Genomic DNA, 20,532 nt, shown 5'->3' with positions numbered 1-20,532 from the left:
AAAAATGGTAAAAAAATAATCAAAGGCCGGGGATTATACGCTGTATGTCGGCAAGAAATGAAGTGGAGTCTGAGTCAGACAAGTAGAAAGTGATTTAAATTGTTAAATTTTACGACGCCCATTTTTATCATTCATAATTAACACCATGCCGGCCAGCTGAGATAACTCTTTTTCGGCGGGGGATTTTTCATTGCGACTCAACGATTCACTGCATATTTCCCAGTTACGGGTAGTTGTTCACCTGTGCGGATTTCTGGTTCTTCTCTACAGCTTCTCCATGCTGCCGCCGATGGCCATTGCTCTGTTAAATAAAGAGCGGAGCTTTTTCGCCTTTTTCAGCACATTTATGACGTTCTTTACCCTCGGCGGTGGAGCGTGGCTGGCAACCAAACATGCAGGAATTCAACTACGAACCCGGGATGGCTTCGTCATTATCGTCCTATTCTGGCTGCTGTTTTCGTTTATCAGCGCCATGCCGATGTGGATGGACGATGGCTTAAATCTCTCCTTTGCCGATGCCCTGTTCGAAGGGGTTTCCGGGATAACCACCACTGGCGCTACGGTGATTGACGACGTCAGCGCCTTGCCAAAATCGTATCTGTACTATCGGGCTCAGCTCAATTTTATTGGCGGCCTGGGGGTTATTGTCCTTGCCGTGGCGGTATTACCCCTGCTGGGTATTGGTGGTATGAAGCTGTATCAGTCTGAAATGCCAGGTCCCTTTAAAGAAGAACGCCTCACGCCAAGGCTTGCTGATACCGCACGTACGCTGTGGCTGACCTACGTCATTCTCGGCCTTATTTGTACTCTGGCCTACTGGATTGCCGGGATGTCGTTTTTCGATGCCTTATGCCACGGGCTGTCGACGGTCTCTCTCGGCGGATTTTCCACCCGTAGCGAGAGCATCGGCTTTTATAACAGCCACGCTATTGAGTTAGTCGCCGGACTGTTTTCACTGCTGTCTGCGTTTAACTTCACCCTCTGGTACGTAGCTATTGTGAAACGTACCTTTAAGCCCTTTCGTCGTAATGCCGAGCTGCGTTTCTTTCTGCTTATTGCGCTGGTTGTCACCCTGATCGCCACCTGGCAGGTCTGGCGGGCGGGTATGTACGGGATCACGGACAGCCTGGTGCATGCCTTTTTTCTGGCCAGCTCCATGCTGACAGATAATGGCCTGTCGACGGCGGATTATGCGCAGTGGCCTTCGCACACGATCTTCATGCTGCTCAGCGCCAGTTTCTTCGGCGGTTGTGTCGGCTCGACCTGCGGGGGGATTAAGGTGCTGCGTTTTTTGATTATGTTCAAGCAATGCCGTCAGGAGTTACATCAGCTCGCGCATCCTCGCGCCCTGCTGAATATCAAAGTGGGCAATAACGTGGTAAGCGACCGAGTAGTGCGTTCGGTATGGAGCTTTTTCTTTCTCTACGTTTTATTTACCAGCTTTTTTATCTGGGCGCTCAATCTGATGGGCTACGATCTCTTCTCCTCTTTCGCCACCGTAGCCGCCTGCATCAATAACATGGGGCTGGGGTTTGGCATCACCGCAACGACGTTTGGCACCTTAAACGAGGAGGCAAAACTTCTGATGTGCGCGGCCATGATCATGGGGCGTCTGGAGATTTACCCCATTCTGATCCTGTTCTCGCGCATGTTCTGGCGGGCGTAACGGAAACTCCGGCGCATTACGGCGCCGGGTTCACCAACATCTGTCCGATCGAGCCACGATCCGCCATTTCCAGCGTCTGACTGTTAAAGTAGAACGGGAAATGAGCCCAGGAAGGTTGTCCGTAGTAGACCAGTAATTCAACCTGGCCGTCGACCCAGACGGTATCTTTCCAGCCCCGGTCTTCCGGGAACGGCATTGCGCCATTCACATTACGGATCAGGAACGAGACGCCTTCGATATGGAAAGACTGAGGCATATCCGCTCGTACCGTCCAGCGCTCCCAGGAGCCCTGCTGAGCGGTAATATCCATGCGGTTGACGTCCCACAGCTGACCGTTGATGCCGGGATCGTCATCCAGACTGATATCACGGCTGCGAATCGGTGAACCACTGAGGATTTCCGTTGGCAGCAGGCGCATTGGCAGACTGTCGGTCACCAGCGGCAGGAGACCGGTCGGGCGCAGCGTCAATACCAGCGTGGAGATGAGAATACTGGAAGGCTCAAAGAATCCGCGGATCCTGTCGACAATGCTGGCCGCCTCACCACAGGTGATAGAGACCTCATTTCCGTTAGTCATATCCACCAGGATCTCACGGCGCTCGCCAGGCGCCAGCGAGAGCTGCTTCACCGAAACGGGCGCAGGTAAAAAGCCCTGATCGCTGGAAATCACATGCAGCGCGCGGCCATCGCTCATTTGCAACTGGTAACGACGCGAGTTTGAAGCGTTCAGCAAACGCAAACGCACCCAGCCGCGAGAGACTTCGACATACGGGCTTTGCGCCCCGTTGACCAGCAGGGTATCACCGACAAAACCACCGCTGCCGGGTTCGCTGTACTCCGGCGTACCAAAGTTGTCCAGACGCTTGTCCTGGATAATGATCGGAAAATCATCCACGCCGTAGTGGTTGGGAATAGACAGTGATTTACTCACTTCATCTTCAATCAGCCACATCCCGGCAAGACCGTTATAAACCTGCTGGGCAGTACGATTTGGCGTATTGGCGTGATACCACAGCGTAGCGGCATTCTGACGAATCGGCAGCACTGGTGCCCAGTCTGCATTAGGGGACATCATGCGCGCCGGGCCGCCCATCAGCGGGCCTGGCACCTGTAATCCAGCGACAGTCATCGAGACATTTTCAGTCAGACGGTTGCTGTAGATAAGCTTGACGTCATCCCCTTTCCAGACGCGGATCGTCGGTCCCAGGTAGCGACCGTTAATCCCCCAGACAGGTGCGCGCGTGCCTTGCGTGAAGGACCAGTGGGCGCGTTGCAGCGTCATAAATAACGGCTGCCCCCGACGGGACTCCAGCAGCGGAGGTACGGGTAACGGTTGTTGCTGACCGGCAGCATTAGCCTTCAGCGGAACAGCACCTGCACACAGTGCGATCCCCGATGCCTGAATGAACTGACGCCGACTGAATGACATATAAACTCCATGAAAAACTGGCGATTAACACGCAGGAAATCTTTTCCTGTAACAAACCCGAATTGCGCGGATTAAACCTTACCGGCGGCTTCCCGCTCAGCAACTTCTTTATCGAGTTCTGCGATTTTTTGTTCCATCAGCGTACGGCAATGCGCTGCCAGTTCACGAACCTGATCTTTCCCAAAATGGCTAATATCTACCGGTGGCAACATCTCTACAATCGCCAGACCATTATTGAGTCGGTTGAGTTTTATCTTGTTCGAGGTAGTTGAAACGCACACCGGAATAACCGGGACACCCGCCGCAATCGCCGCATGAAACGCGCCGGTTTTAAACGGTAGCAGACCGCGACCACGGCTGCGCGTTCCTTCCGGGAACATCCAGATAGAAATACGACGTTTTTTGAAATGATTCACCACCGCCGCAATGGTGCTGTGCGCTTTGGTACGGTTGTTTCTGTCAATCAGCAGGTTGCCGGTTAACCAGTACAGCAGCCCGAAGAATGGGATCCACAACAGGCTTTTTTTACCTACCGTCACCGTCGGCGGCTGAACAATATTCGCAGCGGTAACCATGTCATAGTTGTTCTGATGATTACAAATATAGATAGCATTACCATAGTTCTGCGCGTCTGCCGGCATGCGGCACTCAACCTTCAGGCCATAAAGGGGAGCCAGGCGGCCAAACATATGACCGAACGTTGCGACGTGTTTTGGATTTCGTGGGCTGAACAGACAGTATATGCAACCGAAAATACAGACCAGAACGCAGTAAATAACAGTAATGATTAAACGAAAAATATATAGCATAACAACCTCTGAGGCCTAAGAGCCTGGCATTTTACGTCACCTGATTCATCACGCAGTATCAGGTTAGGGCTTTGTTAAGGGCGGCTCTCTGGAAAAGCGTATTGTTAATCGCAACGCACGAATAAACAACGGTTTCACGGGAATTTTTAACGTTGGCTCTCCCCGGGCTAAAACAGGGAGAGCCGGACGGTAGCGTTATTCTTCGCTGTCGCCGTGACTGGCGCGTCGAGGCGAGTCAATGTCAATGCGATCGATACGCTGCAGACCACGCATTAGCGTACCGCGACGGCCACGCTCGCCGGTCACTTTCTGCAACTCTTCAGGACGCAGTTTAATTTTGCGCTTACCGACGTGGATAGTCAGCGTGCTTTGTGGCGGCAGCACGTAGAGCTGCGCCAGGCCATCTTCGCCTTTCGCCGCTTCCGCCGAAGGGATATTGATAATCTTGTTCCCTTTGCCTTTTGACAATTGCGGCAAATCGCTTACCGGGAACATCAACATGCGACCGGCCTGGGTGATTGCCAGCAGCATATCGGTTTCATCTTCAATCACAACCGGCGGCATAACGCGCGCATTTTCTGGCAGCGTAATCAATGCCTTACCAGCACGGTTACGAGCTACCAGGTCGTTAAAGGTGCAGACAAAACCGTAACCCGCATCGGATGCCATCAGCAGTTTCTGATCGTCGCCTTCCATCAGCATGTGCTCAACCGTCGCGCCCGGCGGCAGCGTGAGCTTCCCGGTCAGCGGTTCACCCTGTCCACGCGCCGACGGCAGCGTAATCGGGTCGATGGCGTAGCTGCGTCCGGTCGAGTCCACGAACACCACCGGCTGGTTGCTCTTACCCTTCACCGCAGACTTAAAGCTGTCGCCCGCTTTATAGCTTAATCCCGGCGCATCAATGTCGTGGCCTTTCGCGCTACGCACCCAACCACTCTGGGACAGCACAATGGTCACTGGCTCTGACGGCAGCATGTCGTGCTCGCTCATCGCCTTCGCTTCTTCACGTTCCTGCAGCGGAGAGCGGCGTTCGTCGCCATAGGCCTCGGCATCAGCCTGCAGCTCTTTCTTCAGCAGGTTGCTCATTTTACGCTCGGAAGCCAGAATGCCTTGCAGCTGATCGCGCTCTTTCGCCAGCTCATCCTGCTCGCCGCGGATTTTCATCTCTTCGAGTTTGGCAAGGTGGCGTAATTTCAGCTCAAGAATGGCTTCAGCCTGGGTTTCAGAAATGCCAAACCGCGACATCAGCTCGGGCTTAGGTTCATCCTCATGACGAATAATTTCGATCACTTCGTCAATGTTGAGGAACGCCACCAGCAAACCTTCAAGGATATGCAGGCGTTTAAGCACTTTTTCCAGACGATAGTTCAGGCGACGACGTACGGTATCGCGGCGGAACGCCAGCCATTCGGTGAGGATCTCCAGCAGATTTTTCACCGCCGGACGACCATCAAGACCGATCATATTCAGATTGATGCGGTAGCTTTTTTCCAGATCGGTGGTGGCAAACAGGTGGTTCATCACCTGCTCCATATCCACACGATTGGAGCGCGGGACAATCACCAGACGGGTCGGGTTTTCGTGATCCGATTCGTCGCGCAGGTCGTCTACCATCGGCAGCTTTTTATTGCGCATTTGAGCGGCGATCTGCTCCAGCACTTTTGCCCCGGAAACCTGATGCGGCAGCGCGGAAATCACCACCGCGCCGTCTTCTTTCGTCCATACCGCGCGCATACGTACGGAGCCGCGTCCGTTTTCGTAAATCTTACGAATCTCCGACCGCGAGGTAATGATCTCCGCTTCGGTCGGGTAATCCGGCCCCTGCACGATGTCCAGCAACTGATCCAGCGTTGTTTTCGGTTGCTCAATCAGGGTAATCGCCGCTTTCGCCACTTCACGCAGGTTATGCGGCGGAATGTCCGTCGCCATACCAACGGCAATACCGGTCGTGCCGTTCAACAGAATATTTGGCAGACGCGCAGGCAGCATCTTCGGCTCCTGCATGGTGCCGTCGAAGTTTGGCACCCAGTCCGACGTTCCCTGGCCAAGTTCACCCAGCAGAACTTCCGCATATTTAGACAGGCGGGATTCGGTATAACGCATCGCCGCGAAGGATTTCGGATCGTCCGGCGCCCCCCAGTTCCCCTGCCCGTCAACCAGCGGATAGCGGTAAGAGAACGGCTGCGCCATCAGCACCATCGCTTCATAACAAGCGCTGTCGCCGTGTGGGTGGTATTTACCCAGTACGTCACCGACGGTACGGGCGGATTTTTTAAATTTGGCGCTGGCATTCAGCCCTAGTTCGGACATCGCGTACACGATGCGACGCTGAACGGGTTTCAAACCATCGCCAATAAACGGCAACGCCCTGTCCATGATGACGTACATGGAGTAGTTCAGATAGGCGGTTTCCGTGAATTCATGCAGCGCCAGGCGCTCTGCCATATCGCTCATTAATCGTGGTTCCTCAACTTTGTACCCCTCTATTGAAGGGCAATATTGCCGCAGATACTACCCTATCTGGCGTGTTGAGTCACAAAGAAAAGGGCCACGAGTGCGGCCCTGATGGGGATTATTTGGCAACTTTGGTAATCTGTTTCACGTCGATTTCAACGGAGTTCCAGTCTTTATCCACTTCCCCCTGGATTTCAACCACATCCTGCGGTGTGACGGTTACGCCGTTCCAGCGCTTGTGGTCGATATCCACATTCACTGTGCCGGTCGCATCTTTAAACACATACAGGTCGTCGGAAATACGCTCAACGATGTTCCCGCGCAGGGTAACCCAAGTGTCATCACGCAGTGATTTGGCGCTTTCTACCGTCGCGCTGCTACCATTCGGGCCGACAAATCCGCCATTTTGGCTTTGCGTGGTGGTTGTCGGTCCAGAGAAACCGCCCTGCTGCGCTGCCAGAACAGGTGCGGAACACAGTGCCATTACGGCAACCATTGCAGCTAATTTTTTCATCGTCATGTCTCCCTTTCATTTTGGTTTACGACTATTAAATAAGTTAATCCTTAACAAGTTCTTAAGGCAAAAAAAGATACTTTTTTTGCTGTACAGAGGCTGTAGTCACAAGGTTTACTGACGCTAATGAGAGCGGCTGCAGGGAAGAACATATGCGTATTTTACTGATCGAAGATGACACGTTGATCGGCGACGGCCTGAAAACAGGTCTGAGTAAAATGGGTTTCAGCATCGACTGGTTTACCGAGGGTCGCCAGGGGAAAGAAGCGCTCTACAGCGCCCCTTATGATGCGGTGATCCTCGACCTGACGCTGCCAGGCATCGACGGACGGGACATCTTGCGCGAATGGCGAGCCAACGGGAAGCAGGAGCCAGTGCTGATTCTGACCGCTCGCGACGCGCTGGCGGAACGCGTTGAGGGTCTGCGTCTCGGCGCGGATGACTATCTGTGCAAACCCTTTGCGCTGATCGAAGTTGCCGCCAGGCTGGAGGCGCTGGTGCGCCGTGCCAGCGGCCAGGCGAGCAACATATTGCGCCATGGTCAGGTGACGCTCGATCCCGGCGCGCTGGTTGCCACGTCGGCAGATGAGCCTTTGTCTCTCAAACCCAAAGAGTTCGCTCTACTGGAGCTGCTGATGCGCAATAAGGGTCGCGTCCTGCCCCGCAAACTGATTGAAGAAAAACTGTATACCTGGGACGAAACCGTCTCCAGCAATGCGATTGAGGTACACGTCCATCACTTACGCCGTAAGCTCGGCAGCGACTTTATCCGTACCGTGCATGGCATTGGCTACACCCTGGGTGACGCATGAAACTCACACAACGCCTCAGCCTGCGCGTCAGGCTAACGCTTATTTTTCTGATTCTGGCATCAGCAACCTGGGCCGTTTCGAGCTTTGTAGCCTGGAAGCAGACCACCGACAATGTCGATGAGCTGTTTGATACCCAACTGATGTTGTTCGCCAAGCGGCTTAGCACCTTGGATATCAGCGACGTCACCACCTCAAGCAATATGGCTCGCACGCCGAAGAAGCTCAAGCACGGCCATATTGATGACGACGCGCTGACGTTTGCCATCTTCACCATCGACGGCAAAATGGTATTGCACGATGGCGACAACGGCCAGGACATTCCCTACAGCTACACCCGCGAAGGCTTTACCGATGGCCAACTCAAGGGGGACAACGACGCATGGCGTTTTCTGTGGCTGAATTCCGCTGACGGCAAATACCGCATTGTGGTAGGCCAGGAGTGGGAGTATCGAGAGGATATGGCGCTGTCGATCGTCACCGCCCAGTTAACACCGTGGCTGATTGCGCTGCCGCTGATGTTGCTAATCCTGGTGGTCATGATTAGCCGTGAACTCAGGCCGCTAAAAAAACTGGCGCAGGCTCTGCGCTGGCGCTCACCGGAATCGGAGGAGCCGCTCGACCCGAAAGGTGTGCCAAGCGAAGTACGCCCGTTGGTTGAATCGCTCAATCAGTTGTTTACCCGCACCCATTCCATGATGGTCCGCGAACGGCGCTTCACTTCTGATGCTGCCCACGAGCTGCGCAGCCCGTTGACCGCGCTGAAAGTACAAACTGAAGTGGTGCAACTGTCAGACGACGACCCGCAAACGCGGGAAAAAGCGCTGGTACAGTTGCATGCGGGAATTGAACGCGCCACCCGACTGGTCGATCAGTTACTGACGCTTTCACGCCTCGACTCCCTCGACAATCTTCAGGATGTGGCGAAAATCTCGCTGGAGGAGCTTTTGCAATCCGCGGTGATGGATATCTACCATCCAGCCCAGCAGGCGCACATCGACGTGCGTTTGCAGATTAACGCGCACAACATCATGCGCACAGGACAGCCGCTGTTGCTGAGCCTGATGGTACGAAATCTACTGGATAATGCGATCCGCTACAGCCCCCGGGGTAGCATTGTGGAAGTGACGCTCAACGCCCGGAATTTTAGCGTCAAGGATAATGGTCCTGGCGTTGCGCCAGAGGTCCTTATGCACATCGGGGAACGCTTTTATCGTCCACCGGGACAAAGCGTGACCGGCAGCGGTCTCGGCCTATCGATTGTCCGCCGTATCGCAATATTGCATGGAATGTCAGCCTCGTTTGGCAACGCTCCGCAAGGTGGCTTTGAAGCGAAGGTCAGTTGGTAATTGCGTTATTATTGCTCAAATAGCAAAAGACTTTGCACATTTTGCTAATTTCACCGCGTCGCTGGTAGGGGTAAAATCGTCTTCAAAGGTATTTCCCTGAGGACACAAAATGAGCAACATTCTGATTATCAATGGTGCGAAAAAATTCGCCCACTCCAACGGTCAGTTAAACGACACCCTGACCGAGGTCGCGGATGGCCTTCTGCGCGACCTCGGGCATGATGTTAAAATCGTGCGCGCCGACAGCGACTATGACATTTCTGATGAAGTACAGAACTTCGTCTGGGCCGATGTGGTTATCTGGCAAATGCCTGGCTGGTGGATGGGTGCGCCGTGGACCGTGAAAAAATACATTGATGACGTGTTTACCGAAGGTCACGGTACGCTGTACGCCAGCGATGGTCGCACGCGTTCAGATGCGTCTAAAAAATACGGCTCCGGTGGGCTGATTCAGGGCAAAAAATACATGCTGTCACTGACCTGGAACGCACCGATGGAAGCTTTCACTGAAAAAGATCAGTTCTTCCATGGCGTTGGCGTTGATGGCGTTTATCTCCCGTTCCATAAAGCAAACCAGTTCCTGGGAATGGAAGCGCTGCCGACCTTTATCACCAATGACGTGATTAAAATGCCGGACGTCCCGCGTTATATCGCAGAATATCGCAAGCATCTGAGCGAAATTTTTGGTTAACTGGTAACCTGGAATTAGAAGGAGTTAACCATGCTTACCGTTATTGCAGAAATCCGTACACGTCCAGGTCAACATCACCGCCAGGCGGTACTGGATCAATTCGCTAAAATCGTTCCAACCGTATTGAAAGAAGAAGGCTGCCACGGCTACGCGCCGATGGTCGATCATGCTGCTGGCGTCAGTTTTCAGACCACAGCCCCGGACTCAATCGTGATGGTTGAACAGTGGGAAAGCATTGCGCATCTTGAAGCGCATTTGCAGACACCGCATATGAAAGCCTATAGCGAAGCCGTGAAAGGCGACGTGCTGGACATGAGTATTCGTATTCTGGAGTCTGGCATTTAAGATTGTCGATTTGCCGGATAACGCCATAAACAGACGTATCCGGCTTATACTGCAATCCTCAGGACTGGTAAGCCCAGCGCCACCAGGCATTCACGGTCAATTACCCTTCGAGATCCGCCAGGTCGCCTTTCTCCTGCAACCAGTTACGGCGATCTTCAGAACGCTTCTTGGCCAGCAGCATATCCATCATTGCGTTGGTACGCTGATCGTCTTCGTCATCGATGATGAGCTGCACCAGGCGGCGGGTATTCGGATCCAGCGTGGTTTCACGCAGCTGCATCGGGTTCATTTCACCCAGACCTTTAAAGCGCTGCACGTTCGGCTTGCCTTTCTTGCGTTTTAACTGCTCCAGCACGCCCGCTTTCTCTTCTTCCGTCAGCGCGTAATACACCTCTTTACCGAGGTCGATACGGTATAACGGCGGCAGCGCCACATAGACGTGACCGTGTTTCACCAGCGTACGGAAGTGTTTCACAAACAGCGCGCAAAGCAGCGTGGCGATATGCAAACCATCGGAGTCCGCATCCGCCAGAATACAGATCTTACCGTAGCGCAGCTGGCTCAGATCATCACTGTCCGGATCGATGCCGATCGCCACCGAAATATCGTGAACTTCCTGCGAGGCCAACACTTCATCGGAAGAAACTTCCCAGGTGTTGAGGATCTTACCTTTCAGCGGCATGATCGCCTGATATTCACGATCGCGCGCCTGTTTAGCCGATCCGCCCGCCGAGTCACCTTCGACGAGGAACAGTTCGGTGCGATTAAGATCCTGTGCGGTACAGTCCGCCAGTTTCCCCGGCAACGCCGGACCGCTGGTCAACTTTTTACGCACCACTTTTTTCGCCGCCCGCAGACGACGCTGGGCGCTGGAAATCGCCATCTCAGCCAGCAGTTCGGCTGATTGCACGTTCTGGTTCAGCCACAGGCTGAAAGCATCTTTCACCACGCCAGAGACGAATGCCGCGCACTGCCGCGAAGAGAGGCGCTCTTTGGTTTGTCCGGCAAACTGCGGATCCTGCATTTTTACTGACAGCACGTAAGCACAGCGATCCCAGATATCTTCCGCCGACAGCTTCACGCCGCGCGGCAGAATATTGCGGTATTCACAGAACTCGCGCATTGCATCCAGCAGACCCTGACGCAGGCCGTTAACGTGCGTACCGCCCTGCATGGTTGGGATCAGGTTCACATAGCTTTCAGTCAGCAGCTCGCCGCCTTCCGGCAGCCAGAGCAGCGCCCAGTCCACGGTTTCTGTTTCACCGCTGAAATTACCGATAAACGGTTTTTCCGGCAGCGTCGGCAAGCCATTCACCGCTTCGCTCAGATAGTCATTCAGGCCATCCTGGTAGCACCAGCGCTGTTCACTGTTATTGACCTCATCCTTAAAGGTGATCTCAACACCAGGGCACAGCACCGCTTTGGCTTTCAGTACGTGCGTTAAGCGCGAAACGGAAAAACGCGGGCTGTCAAAGAAGCTTTCATCCGGCCAGAAGTGCACGCTGGTTCCGGTATTGCGTTTACCGCAGGTACCGACAACCTGTAAATCTTGCACCTTATCGCCGTTCTCAAACGCGATGTTGTACACCTGCCCGTCGCGGCGCACGTTCACTTCCACACGCTTCGACAGGGCGTTGACCACGGAGATCCCTACCCCATGTAAACCACCAGAGAACTGATAGTTTTTGTTGGAGAACTTACCGCCTGCGTGCAGACGACAGAGGATCAGCTCTACCGCCGGAACGCCCTCTTCAGGGTGAATGTCTACCGGCATGCCGCGGCCATCATCAATAACTTCCAGAGACTGGTCGGCATGTAAAATCACGTCCACGCGTTTTGCGTGGCCCGCCAGTGCTTCATCCACACTGTTATCAATCACTTCCTGTCCAAGATGGTTCGGACGGGTTGTATCGGTGTACATCCCCGGGCGACGGCGTACCGGCTCAAGCCCAGTGAGTACCTCAATGGCATCAGCGTTATAAGTTTGCGTCATGGTTTAAATAAGCAATTCGAATTGATCGTCAGAAACTGTGCAGTCCAAGGAAATCGACAATCGGGTTGAAATAATCTTCGAAGCCCGTGAATGCGTGGTTTCCGCCCTCAATAACTGTCTGGCGGCAGGAGGCGTAATACGCCACCGCCTGGCGGTAGTCCAACACTTCATCGCCCGTTTGTTGAAGCAGCCAGATCAAATCCGGCGCTTCCAGCGGGTCAATCTGCATGACTTTAAGATCGTAAATATGGCGTGACTCTAGCACATATTGCTGCCCCGTGTAGGGGTTCTCGTTTTGACCGAGATAGTCGACCAGCAGTTCATAAGGTCGGACAGCAGGGTTCACCACCACCGCGGGCAGCATAAAACATTGCGACAGCCAGGTGGCGTAATAGCCTCCCAACGAGGAACCGACAATTCCCAGCGACTCTCCGCCATGTTCGAGAATGATCGATTCCAGCATCTCTGCGGCCTGGGCCGGATACGGTGGCAACTGGGGTACGATCATCTCAACGTGCGGATGATGCTCCGCCAGCCAGTTTTTCAGCAAACATGCCTTCGCCGAACGAGGAGAACTATTAAATCCGTGAAGATAAAGAAGCGTAGACATCAGTAGCCTTCTGAAGCGGTATCAGGGTGGAACCGATTACCCTGCAGACGGCGTACCTGAGTCTGCAACGTCCCGTCAGCAAAAAGCTCCAGCGTCCGCCAGCCGGGGCTGATGGTATCTAACGTGAAGTTGGAACAGTGTGGCTTAAACTGCACACAGGTCGACGGCGTCGCCAGCAGGCGGCGTCCGTTCCAGTCCAAATCCAGTTCCTGATGAATATGCCCACACAACAAATACTTGGCACGAGGATAATTCACCAGCACGTTATCCAGCTCTGCGGCATTACGCAGGCTATGCTGATCGAGCCAGCTACAGCCTGCAGGCAGAGGATGATGATGCAGAAGCAGCAAAGTATTGCGCTCAGGCGCATCGGCAAGTTTACGTTCCAGCCATTCGAGCTGAAATTCGCTTAATTCACCGTGGGGAACGCCGAATACCTGGCTGTCCAGCAACAGGATTTGCCACTGTTCACCAATAAAGACGCGTTTAGCGGGTGATATCCCCGCGTCCTGTAGCGCGCTGTACATTGCCGGCTGAAAATCGTGATTGCCCGGTAGCCAAACGCAGGGCGCACGAAAGCTTGCGATGCCCTCAGCAAAATGCTGATAGGCCGCAGCGGATTGATCCTGCGCCAAATCACCAGTCGCGACGATCAGATCGTATTCAGGCGACTCTGCATGTATTGCATCCAGTACGGATTGATAGCTGTCCCAGGTGTTTACACCCAGCAGCGTTTCATGCTTTTCGGCAAACAGGTGAGTGTCTGTAATTTGTAAGATCCTGACTCTGGCCTCACCAGCCAAAGGAAGGGTTAACAGGCTTTCCAAATGGTGTCCTTAGGTTTCACGACGCTAATAAACCGGAATCGCCATCGCTCCATGTGCTAAACAGTACCGTAACCAGTCGGCCAGAAACTGATTAATTTGATGCTTTTCGTCGCGTTGATGCAACTTTTTATTTGGATAATCATACCGCGCTTTGAAGCGAAAGATCTGCTGACTCGAACACACTTCGGCCACCCTCGCGTCATGATACAGGCGGACTGTCAATGACGGCAGGCTCCAGTAAGTGACCGCGGGTGCCGTTTGTTCGATCGCGACAAGCGTAGTGTATCGGGTCGATTCAACGATCGTTAACCGATATTGTGCGTTTGCGACCTGATAGCTCACTGTTTCATCGGCTGCGTCATTACGCGGCAGCAGACGGCGCAATTGCGAATAGTTGGTTTCGCACAGGCGCATCATTTCAGGGAAGTCAGGTGTGTAACGCTTCATTTTTTCCACTCAGTTTTTAACTCTTGATAGTGCAGCTGTAACCATTGCAAGGCGATGACAGAAGCCGCGTTGTCGATTTTCCCCTCTTCAACCCATTGATAAGCCTGCTCCCGGCTCACCACATGAACACGAATATCTTCGTTTTCATCAGCCAGACCGTGGATCCCGCTCGCGGTCGTGGCGTCCACTTCGCCAACTAAAATAGACAGGCGCTCACTGGTGCCGCCAGGGCTTGCCAGATAGCTCAGAACGGGCTTGGTACGTTTAACTTCCAGCCCGGCCTCTTCCATCGCTTCACGACGAGCCACATCCTCAACGGTTTCGCCCTCTTCAATCATTCCGGCCACCATTTCCAGGAGCCACGGACTTTCGCTGGTATCAAACGCTGCGATACGGATCTGCTCGACCAGAACAACTTCGTCCCGCTCAGGGTCAAAGGGTAGCAAGACTGCCGCGTGTCCGCGCTCAAAAATTTCGCGCTTTACCTCACCGCTCATACCACCGTTAAACAGGCGATGGCGGAACCGATAAAGATCCAGTGAAAAAAAACCGCGGTATAGCGTTTCTCGTGCAATAATTTCTACATCATTTTTAGTGAAAGTCATTGGCAAGTTGTCTGGTTTACGCATTGTGCTGTCCTGAAACCAATAGTGATTAAAATGTGAATTTCAAGGTCGTTTGACTGATGTTTGAACGCCCTTGTGTTAAATTGATGCAAATTAACGCCGTATGGCACGTAACGCCAACTTTTTGAAGTGGCGGATTCTGCTAGAATCAGCAAATATTTTTACAATTTGATCAGCGCTAAATACTGCTTCACAACAAGGAATGCAAATGAAGAAATTGCTCCCCATCCTTATCGGCCTGAGCCTGTCGGGGTTCACTACTTTGAGCCAGGCAGAAAACCTGATGCAGGTTTATCAGCAAGCACGCCTGAGCAACCCGGAATTGCGTAAATCCGCCGCCGATCGCGATGCTGCATTCGAAAAAATTAACGAAGCGCGTAGCCCATTACTGCCGCAACTAGGTTTAGGTGCCGATTACACCTACAGCAATGGCTACCGTGATGCAAATGGCGTCAACTCCAACGCAACCAGCGCGTCATTACAATTGACTCAGACGTTGTTCGACATGTCTAAATGGCGTGCCCTGACGCTGCAAGAAAAATCAGCAGGCATCCAGGACGTAACGTATCAGACCGATCAGCAAACGCTGATCCTGAATACCGCTACCGCTTATTTTAACGTACTGAACGCGATTGACGTGCTGTCTTACACTCAGGCACAGAAAGATGCGGTCTATCGTCAGTTAGATCAGACCACACAGCGTTTTAACGTGGGCCTGGTCGCCATCACTGACGTACAGAACGCCCGTTCACAATACGATACCGTACTGGCGAACGAAGTTACCGCGCGTAACAATCTGGACAACGCGGTAGAACAGCTGCGCCAGGTGACCGGTAACTACTACCCGGAACTGGCTTCGCTGAACGTTGATGGCTTTAAAACCAACAAACCGCAGGCGGTGAACGCGCTGCTGAAAGAAGCAGAAAACCGCAACCTCTCATTATTGCAGGCGCGTTTGAGCCAGGATCTGGCGCGTGAACAGATTCGTCTGGCGCAGGATGGTCACTTACCGACGCTGGGTTTGACCGCCTCTACCGGCGTTTCTGACACCTCCTACAGTGGGTCGAAAACCAACACCTCCCAGTACGACGACAGCAACATGGGCCAGAACAAAATTGGTCTGAACTTCTCGCTGCCGCTGTACCAGGGCGGGATGGTTAACTCGCAGGTGAAACAAGCGCAGTACAACTTTGTTGGCGCGAGCGAACAACTGGAAAGCGCGCACCGCAGCGTGGTGCAAACCGTGCGTTCTTCGTTCAACAACATTAATGCTTCTATCAGTAGCATTAACGCGTACAAACAAGCGGTTGTCTCTGCCCAAAGCTCTTTAGATGCGATGGAAGCAGGCTATTCCGTAGGTACCCGTACCATCGTGGATGTGTTGGATGCCACCACCACGCTGTACAACGCCAAGCAGCAACTGGCGAATGCGCGTTATACCTATCTTATCAACCAGCTTAACGTCAAATCTGCGCTCGGTACGCTGAACGAGCAGGATCTGGTGGCGCTGAACAATACGCTGGGTAAACCGATCCCGACTTCTCCGGATAACGTTGCGCCGCAAAATCCGCAGCAAGATGCCGCTGTGAATGACTTTAACAGCAACGGCAATATGCCTGCGGCTCAACCAACGGCTGCACGTTCAACCAGCAGCAACGGTAACAACCCGTTCCGTAACTGATGCTGATGACGGGGCTTCGGCCCCGTCTGAACGTAAGGCAACGTAAAGATCCGCCCCTTCTTCCGCATTCTCGCCTCTTCCCGCTTCAATTTCGACCAGTCATCCTCTATTCTGAGCAGAGTTACCACTGGGTCCTGGAAGACATAAATGAAACGGACAAAATCTATACATCACGCCTCGTTCCGCAAAAGCTGGAGCGCGCGCCACCTGACTCCTGTCGCTCTGGCAGTTACCGCTGTTTTTATGCTCGCGGGCTGTGAAAAGAGTGACGAAACGGTTTCGCTTTATCAGAACGCGGACGACTGCTCTGCAGCTAATCCGGGTAAAAGCGCCGAATGTACCACCGCGTTTAACAATGCGCTGAAAGAAGCTGAACGCACCGCGCCAAAATACGCCACTCGCGAAGACTGTATCGCTGAATTCGGCGAAGGCCAGTGCCAACAGGCACCTGCACAAGCGGGCATGGCGCCGACCGGTGAAGGCCAGGCTCAGGCGCAGAATCAAAGCAGCGGCAGCTTCTGGATGCCGCTGATGGCAGGCTATATGATGGGCCGCATGATGGGTGGCGGTATGGGCGCTCAGCAGCCGCTGTTCAGCTCGAAAAATCCGGCCAGCCCGGCATACGGCAAATATACGGATGCCGGCGGCAAAAACTACGGCGCCGCAACGCCGGGTCGCACCATGACCGTACCGAAAACCGCCATGGCGCCGAAACCGGCTACCACCTCTACCGTAACCCGCGGTGGATTTGGCGAATCTGTGGCTAAACAGAGCACCATGCAGCGTAACGCAAGCGGTACTACCACTCGTTCAATGGGCGGCTGATCGTCATGGAAAGAGTCAGTATTGTTGAGCGCCCGGACTGGCGCGATAAAGCCACCGAATACGGTTTCAACTTTCACACTATGTACGGCGAGCCGTACTGGTGTGAGGATGCGTATTATAAGCTCACGCTTGCTCAGGTAGAAAAGCTGGAAGAGGTCACCGCAGAGCTGCATCAAATGTGCCTCAAAGTGGTGGAAAGGGTCATCGCCAGCGATGAGCTGATGACCAAGTTTCGCATTCCGAAGCATACCTGGGGCTTTGTCCGCCAGTCCTGGCAGACACAGCAACCGTCGCTCTATTCGCGTCTCGATCTGGCGTGGGACGGCACGGGCGAGCCTAAGCTGTTAGAAAACAACGCCGATACGCCAACCTCTCTGTACGAAGCTGCGTTTTTCCAGTGGATCTGGCTGGAAGACCAACTCAATGCAGGCAACCTGCCGGAAGGCAGCGATCAATTCAACAGTCTGCAGGAAAAGCTGATCGAGCGTTTCGCCGAGCTGCGTGAGCAGTATGGTTTTCAGTTGCTACATCTGACCTGTTGTCGCGATACGGTGGAAGACCGCGGAACGATCCAGTATCTACAGGATTGCGCTGCCGAAGCTGAAATCGCCACTGAATTCCTCTATGTCGAAGATATTGGTCTTGGTGAAAAAGGTCAGTTCACGGATATGCAGGATCAGGTCATTGCTAACCTGTTCAAGCTCTATCCGTGGGAATTCATGCTGCGTGAAATGTTCTCCACTAAGCTGGAAGACGCTGGCGTTCGCTGGCTGGAACCAGCCTGGAAGAGCATCATCTCCAACAAAGCGTTATTACCGCTGTTGTGGGAAATGTTCCCGGATCATCCGAATCTGCTGCCTGCGTATTTCGCCGAAGATGACTATCCTCAGATGGATAAATTCGTCGTAAAGCCGATCTTCTCACGTGAAGGCGCGAACGTTTCCATTATCGAAAACGGTAAAACGATCGAAGCAGTGGAAGGGCCGTACGGCGAAGAAGGTATGATCGTGCAGCAATTCCATCAGCTACCGAAGTTTGGCGACAGCTATATGTTGATCGGCAGCTGGCTAATCAACGATCAACCAGCTGGCATCGGCATTCGCGAAGACCGCGCGTTGATCACGCAGGATCTCTCGCGTTTCTATCCGCATATTTTTGTCGAATGACTGAGAGTGCCGGGTGGTGGCTGCGTCTTACCCGGCCTACAGCACGAACTGTAGGCTCGATAAGCGCAGCGCCATCGGGCGCATTTATCATCCGACCTGCACCGACAACATACTCAAACTTCCCATCTCAATACCGTCAACAGGAATAGTCACCGGCTCTTTGCCATCCCAGGCACCTAATACATACAGCAGCGGCAGATAGTGATCCGGTGTCGGGTTCGATAACGATCCCCCTTCATGATCGAGATAGTTCACCAGCGGGTGCTGTTCAACCGGTCCCTGCCATGTCAGGTTTGCTTTAACATATTCGTTGAATGAGGTCGCCCACGGATATGGCGTGTTCTCACCGTGCCAACGCGCAGTGCGCAGGTTATGCACCACGTTACCGCTGGCTACCAGCATAATGCCCTCATCACGCAGTGCCGCCAGCTTGCGGCCAATTTCAAAATGCCAGGCTGCAGGTTTGGTACTGTCAATGCTCAGCTGCACCATCGGAATATCCGCATGCGGGTACATCTTGATCAGCACGCCCCATGAACCGTGGTCAAAACCCCACGCCTCTTTGTCTAAGGTAACGGGCGCCGGGGCCAGCAAGTCAACCAGATGCTGCGCCAGTTCCGGTGATCCAGGAGCCGGGTAATGGGTGTCATACAGCGCCTGTGGAAAACCGCCAAAATCGTGGATTGTTTTAGGCGCTTCCATCGCCGTCACGCCCGTGCCACGAGTGAACCAATGCGCCGAGACCACCACAATAGCTTTCGGGCGCGGCAACGTTTCCCCCAGTTGCTGCCAGGCGCGGGTATAAACGTTATCTTCCAGAACATTCATCGGGCTACCGTGGCCCAAAAACAATGCTGGCATACGAGTTGAAGACATGATGATATCCTTACTGAGGGAGTCATTTTGATACCACCACAATACGCTTATTCGGCTGATGAAGAACTCAGATAACCATGATGAAGATCATCAGTTATTTTGACGATCCAACCCGGACAGCAGATTGATAAGGAGTTTTATTTGTCGATGTCAGTACCTTTACTTCTGACTTTACTGGCAGGCGCCGCCACGTTTATCGGCGCATTTCTCGGCGTGTTAGGGCAAAAACCCTCCAACCGCGTGCTCGCCTTTTCGTTAGGCTTCGCCGCAGGGATTATGTTACTGATCTCACTGATGGAGATGCTCCCAGCCGCACTGGCTGCTGAAGGTATGTCGCCGATATTGGGCTACGGAATGTTTATCGTTGGCTTACTGGGATACTTTGGCCTGGACCGCCTATTGCCGCATGCGCACCCTCAGGATCTGGTACAGAAAACCACGCGGCCTCTGCCCGGCTCCATTAAACGTACTGCGATTTTATTAACGCTCGGCATTAGCCTGCACAACTTCCCTGAAGGGATAGCGACGTTTGTTACCGCCAGCAGCAACCTCGAGCTGGGCTTTGGTATTGCCCTTGCCGTCGCATTACACAATATTCCTGAAGGATTAGCCGTTGCGGGTCCAGTTTATGCAGCCACGGGCTCCAAACGTACGGCGATATTCTGGGCCGGGATCTCGGGCATGGCGGAAATCCTGGGTGGCGTACTGGCGTGGTTAATTCTGGGGAGCCTGATCTCGCCGGTGGTGATGGCGGCAATAATGGCAGCAGTCGCAGGAATTATGGTGGCGCTGTCCGTCGATGAGCTAATGCCGTTGGCAAAAGAGATCGACCCGAATAATAATCCCAGCTATGGGGTACTTTGTGGAATGTCGGTGATGGGGTTAAGTCTTGTCATCCTCCAGTCCATGGGGATCGGCTAATTCAGAGGGCGGATGCCACCCTGCTAATTTACAGCATCCGCTCATCCATAGCAGAACGTGAAGGACTATTCCTGTTCCTTAACCGCGCTGTTATCTTCGCCAGAATGACGAAAGAGTTTGTTTCGCGCCTCGAGTAATGCATCCCGGTCTTGCCGAAATGCCCGACAATAACGCTTCATATGGCAATAATAACCAACTGCAACGAGTGCAATTAATACAATCCAGTACCAGGCGATAAACATTCTTTTACCCTTAAAATTTAACATCATTAAACATTTAACGTTAAAATTTTACACAACCTTATTCTGACATACTCCTATAGTGGCATATTCCAGAAACAAATATATGATTTCGATCATATAAACCAGCAGCTATGCAAATAGTTAACACCGTTATAAAAAATAAAACAATGTCGACAAGATCACACTGCGCAATAATAAATATTGCCCTTAAAATAATGCACTCATACCATCCAAAAAATAATAAAAATTAGC

At 53.1% G+C, this 20,532-nt stretch carries 20 protein-coding genes; 9 read left to right on the top strand and 11 right to left on the bottom strand.

Annotated features, from left to right (window positions below; translation table 11 throughout):
* Positions 1–190 precede the first annotated feature (190 nt).
* Positions 191–1,666 carry a TrkH family potassium uptake protein gene (locus N0B36_RS17235; protein ID WP_049283273.1) on the top strand — a complete coding sequence of 492 codons (1,476 nt, stop codon included), beginning with the start codon at positions 191–193 and terminating at the stop codon, positions 1,664–1,666.
* A 16-nt stretch (positions 1,667–1,682) separates the two neighbouring features.
* Here the strand turns inward: N0B36_RS17235 and ftsP are convergent, their stop codons facing one another.
* From ftsP to N0B36_RS17215, 4 genes are all read right to left on the bottom strand, one after another.
* Positions 1,683–3,095: a cell division protein FtsP gene (ftsP, locus tag N0B36_RS17230; protein WP_016154508.1), complete on the bottom strand. Its 1,413-nt coding sequence runs from the start codon at positions 3,093–3,095 to the stop codon at positions 1,683–1,685.
* A 71-nt stretch (positions 3,096–3,166) separates the two neighbouring features.
* On the bottom strand, positions 3,167–3,904 hold the full coding sequence (plsC, locus tag N0B36_RS17225) for a 1-acylglycerol-3-phosphate O-acyltransferase (RefSeq protein ID WP_016154509.1): 738 nt from the start codon (positions 3,902–3,904) through the stop codon (positions 3,167–3,169).
* Positions 3,905–4,099: 195 nt separating this feature from the next.
* The gene (gene parC, locus N0B36_RS17220) at positions 4,100–6,358 is read right to left on the bottom strand and encodes a DNA topoisomerase IV subunit A (RefSeq protein WP_016154510.1); all 2,259 of its coding nucleotides are present in this window, start codon (positions 6,356–6,358) and stop codon (positions 4,100–4,102) included.
* A gap of 118 nt (positions 6,359–6,476) precedes the next feature.
* Positions 6,477–6,872, bottom strand: coding sequence for a YgiW/YdeI family stress tolerance OB fold protein (locus tag N0B36_RS17215; RefSeq protein WP_016154511.1), 396 nt, complete (start codon positions 6,870–6,872; stop codon positions 6,477–6,479).
* A gap of 152 nt (positions 6,873–7,024) precedes the next feature.
* Between N0B36_RS17215 and qseB the strand changes: the two genes are divergently transcribed.
* The 4 genes from qseB to N0B36_RS17195 all read left to right on the top strand — a co-directional run bounded on the left by qseB (position 7,025) and on the right by N0B36_RS17195 (position 10,066).
* Positions 7,025–7,684 (top strand): quorum sensing response regulator transcription factor QseB, encoded by a 660-nt coding sequence (gene qseB / locus N0B36_RS17210; RefSeq protein WP_049283275.1) that lies wholly within the window; start codon positions 7,025–7,027, stop codon positions 7,682–7,684.
* Complete coding sequence (gene qseC, locus N0B36_RS17205; protein ID WP_049283276.1) at positions 7,681–9,030, top strand: quorum sensing histidine kinase QseC; 1,350 nt, start codon at positions 7,681–7,683, stop codon at positions 9,028–9,030. Before qseB ends, qseC begins: the two co-directional genes overlap by 4 nt.
* A 109-nt stretch (positions 9,031–9,139) precedes the next feature.
* Positions 9,140–9,721, top strand: coding sequence for an NAD(P)H-dependent oxidoreductase (locus N0B36_RS17200; RefSeq protein WP_016154514.1), 582 nt, complete (start codon positions 9,140–9,142; stop codon positions 9,719–9,721).
* A 30-nt stretch (positions 9,722–9,751) separates the two neighbouring features.
* Positions 9,752–10,066 carry a putative quinol monooxygenase gene (locus N0B36_RS17195; protein ID WP_016154515.1) on the top strand — a complete coding sequence of 105 codons (315 nt, stop codon included), beginning with the start codon at positions 9,752–9,754 and terminating at the stop codon, positions 10,064–10,066.
* Positions 10,067–10,166: 100 nt separating this feature from the next.
* Here N0B36_RS17195 and parE read toward each other — a convergent pair whose 3' ends face one another.
* The 5 genes from parE to nudF are packed head-to-tail and all read right to left on the bottom strand — an operon-like array spanning position 10,167 to position 14,572.
* Positions 10,167–12,059, bottom strand: a complete 1,893-nt coding sequence (parE, locus tag N0B36_RS17190) for a DNA topoisomerase IV subunit B (protein WP_003024571.1) — start codon at positions 12,057–12,059, stop codon at positions 10,167–10,169.
* Between the two features lie 28 nt (positions 12,060–12,087).
* Entirely contained in the window at positions 12,088–12,669 is a 582-nt protein-coding gene (yqiA, locus tag N0B36_RS17185) for an esterase YqiA (RefSeq protein WP_003024575.1), read from the bottom strand.
* On the bottom strand, positions 12,669–13,496 hold the full coding sequence (gene cpdA, locus N0B36_RS17180) for a 3',5'-cyclic-AMP phosphodiesterase (RefSeq protein WP_016154517.1): 828 nt from the start codon (positions 13,494–13,496) through the stop codon (positions 12,669–12,671). Before cpdA ends, yqiA begins: the two co-directional genes overlap by 1 nt.
* A gap of 24 nt (positions 13,497–13,520) precedes the next feature.
* Positions 13,521–13,943 carry a DUF1249 family protein gene (locus N0B36_RS17175; RefSeq protein WP_016154518.1) on the bottom strand — a complete coding sequence of 141 codons (423 nt, stop codon included), beginning with the start codon at positions 13,941–13,943 and terminating at the stop codon, positions 13,521–13,523.
* Positions 13,940–14,572 carry an ADP-ribose diphosphatase gene (gene nudF, locus N0B36_RS17170; RefSeq protein WP_016154519.1) on the bottom strand — a complete coding sequence of 211 codons (633 nt, stop codon included), beginning with the start codon at positions 14,570–14,572 and terminating at the stop codon, positions 13,940–13,942. Before nudF ends, N0B36_RS17175 begins: the two co-directional genes overlap by 4 nt.
* 199 nt (positions 14,573–14,771) lie before the next feature.
* On the opposite strand from nudF, the gene tolC reads away from it, so the two are divergent.
* From tolC to N0B36_RS17155, 3 genes are all read left to right on the top strand, one after another.
* Entirely contained in the window at positions 14,772–16,250 is a 1,479-nt protein-coding gene (gene tolC / locus N0B36_RS17165; protein WP_085951078.1) for an outer membrane channel protein TolC, read from the top strand.
* 147 nt (positions 16,251–16,397) lie between these two features.
* Positions 16,398–17,075, top strand: coding sequence for a DUF1190 family protein (locus N0B36_RS17160; RefSeq protein WP_259688661.1), 678 nt, complete (start codon positions 16,398–16,400; stop codon positions 17,073–17,075).
* A gap of 5 nt (positions 17,076–17,080) precedes the next feature.
* Positions 17,081–18,241 (top strand): glutathionylspermidine synthase family protein, encoded by a 1,161-nt coding sequence (locus N0B36_RS17155; RefSeq protein WP_016154522.1) that lies wholly within the window; start codon positions 17,081–17,083, stop codon positions 18,239–18,241.
* An 87-nt stretch (positions 18,242–18,328) separates the two neighbouring features.
* On the opposite strand, the gene ygiD is transcribed toward N0B36_RS17155, so the two are convergent.
* Complete coding sequence (gene ygiD, locus N0B36_RS17150) at positions 18,329–19,117, bottom strand: 4,5-DOPA dioxygenase extradiol (RefSeq protein ID WP_131380106.1); 789 nt, start codon at positions 19,115–19,117, stop codon at positions 18,329–18,331.
* A gap of 147 nt (positions 19,118–19,264) precedes the next feature.
* Between ygiD and zupT the strand changes: the two genes are divergently transcribed.
* Complete coding sequence (gene zupT, locus N0B36_RS17145) at positions 19,265–20,038, top strand: zinc transporter ZupT (protein WP_047499224.1); 774 nt, start codon at positions 19,265–19,267, stop codon at positions 20,036–20,038.
* Positions 20,039–20,103: 65 nt separating this feature from the next.
* Here zupT and N0B36_RS24415 read toward each other — a convergent pair whose 3' ends face one another.
* A complete protein-coding gene (locus N0B36_RS24415; RefSeq protein ID WP_072033368.1) occupies positions 20,104–20,280 on the bottom strand; it encodes a hypothetical protein in 177 nt (58 codons plus the stop codon).
* Positions 20,281–20,532 lie beyond the last annotated feature (252 nt).

This window comes from Citrobacter sp. XY323, from assembly GCF_025106035.1.
Classification (GTDB): Bacteria; Pseudomonadota; Gammaproteobacteria; order Enterobacterales; family Enterobacteriaceae; genus Citrobacter; species Citrobacter braakii.
This window is presented reverse-complemented; position numbering and strand designations above follow the sequence as displayed.

Coding starts and splice junctions, on each gene's coding strand:
- ftsP (WP_016154508.1), bottom strand. CDS start 3,095: ATGTCATTCAGTCGGCGTCAGTTCATTCAGGCATCGGGGATCGCACTG.
- plsC (WP_016154509.1), bottom strand. CDS start 3,904: ATGCTATATATTTTTCGTTTAATCATTACTGTTATTTACTGCGTTCTG.
- parC (WP_016154510.1), bottom strand. CDS start 6,358: ATGAGCGATATGGCAGAGCGCCTGGCGCTGCATGAATTCACGGAAACC.
- N0B36_RS17215 (WP_016154511.1), bottom strand. CDS start 6,872: ATGAAAAAATTAGCTGCAATGGTTGCCGTAATGGCACTGTGTTCCGCA.
- qseB (WP_049283275.1), top strand. CDS start 7,025: ATGCGTATTTTACTGATCGAAGATGACACGTTGATCGGCGACGGCCTG.
- qseC (WP_049283276.1), top strand. CDS start 7,681: ATGAAACTCACACAACGCCTCAGCCTGCGCGTCAGGCTAACGCTTATT.
- N0B36_RS17200 (WP_016154514.1), top strand. CDS start 9,140: ATGAGCAACATTCTGATTATCAATGGTGCGAAAAAATTCGCCCACTCC.
- N0B36_RS17195 (WP_016154515.1), top strand. CDS start 9,752: ATGCTTACCGTTATTGCAGAAATCCGTACACGTCCAGGTCAACATCAC.
- parE (WP_003024571.1), bottom strand. CDS start 12,059: ATGACGCAAACTTATAACGCTGATGCCATTGAGGTACTCACTGGGCTT.
- yqiA (WP_003024575.1), bottom strand. CDS start 12,669: ATGTCTACGCTTCTTTATCTTCACGGATTTAATAGTTCTCCTCGTTCG.
- N0B36_RS17175 (WP_016154518.1), bottom strand. CDS start 13,943: ATGAAGCGTTACACACCTGACTTCCCTGAAATGATGCGCCTGTGCGAA.
- nudF (WP_016154519.1), bottom strand. CDS start 14,572: ATGCGTAAACCAGACAACTTGCCAATGACTTTCACTAAAAATGATGTA.
- tolC (WP_085951078.1), top strand. CDS start 14,772: ATGCAAATGAAGAAATTGCTCCCCATCCTTATCGGCCTGAGCCTGTCG.
- N0B36_RS17160 (WP_259688661.1), top strand. CDS start 16,398: ATGAAACGGACAAAATCTATACATCACGCCTCGTTCCGCAAAAGCTGG.
- N0B36_RS17155 (WP_016154522.1), top strand. CDS start 17,081: ATGGAAAGAGTCAGTATTGTTGAGCGCCCGGACTGGCGCGATAAAGCC.
- ygiD (WP_131380106.1), bottom strand. CDS start 19,117: ATGTCTTCAACTCGTATGCCAGCATTGTTTTTGGGCCACGGTAGCCCG.
- zupT (WP_047499224.1), top strand. CDS start 19,265: ATGTCAGTACCTTTACTTCTGACTTTACTGGCAGGCGCCGCCACGTTT.
- N0B36_RS24415 (WP_072033368.1), bottom strand. CDS start 20,280: ATGTTTATCGCCTGGTACTGGATTGTATTAATTGCACTCGTTGCAGTT.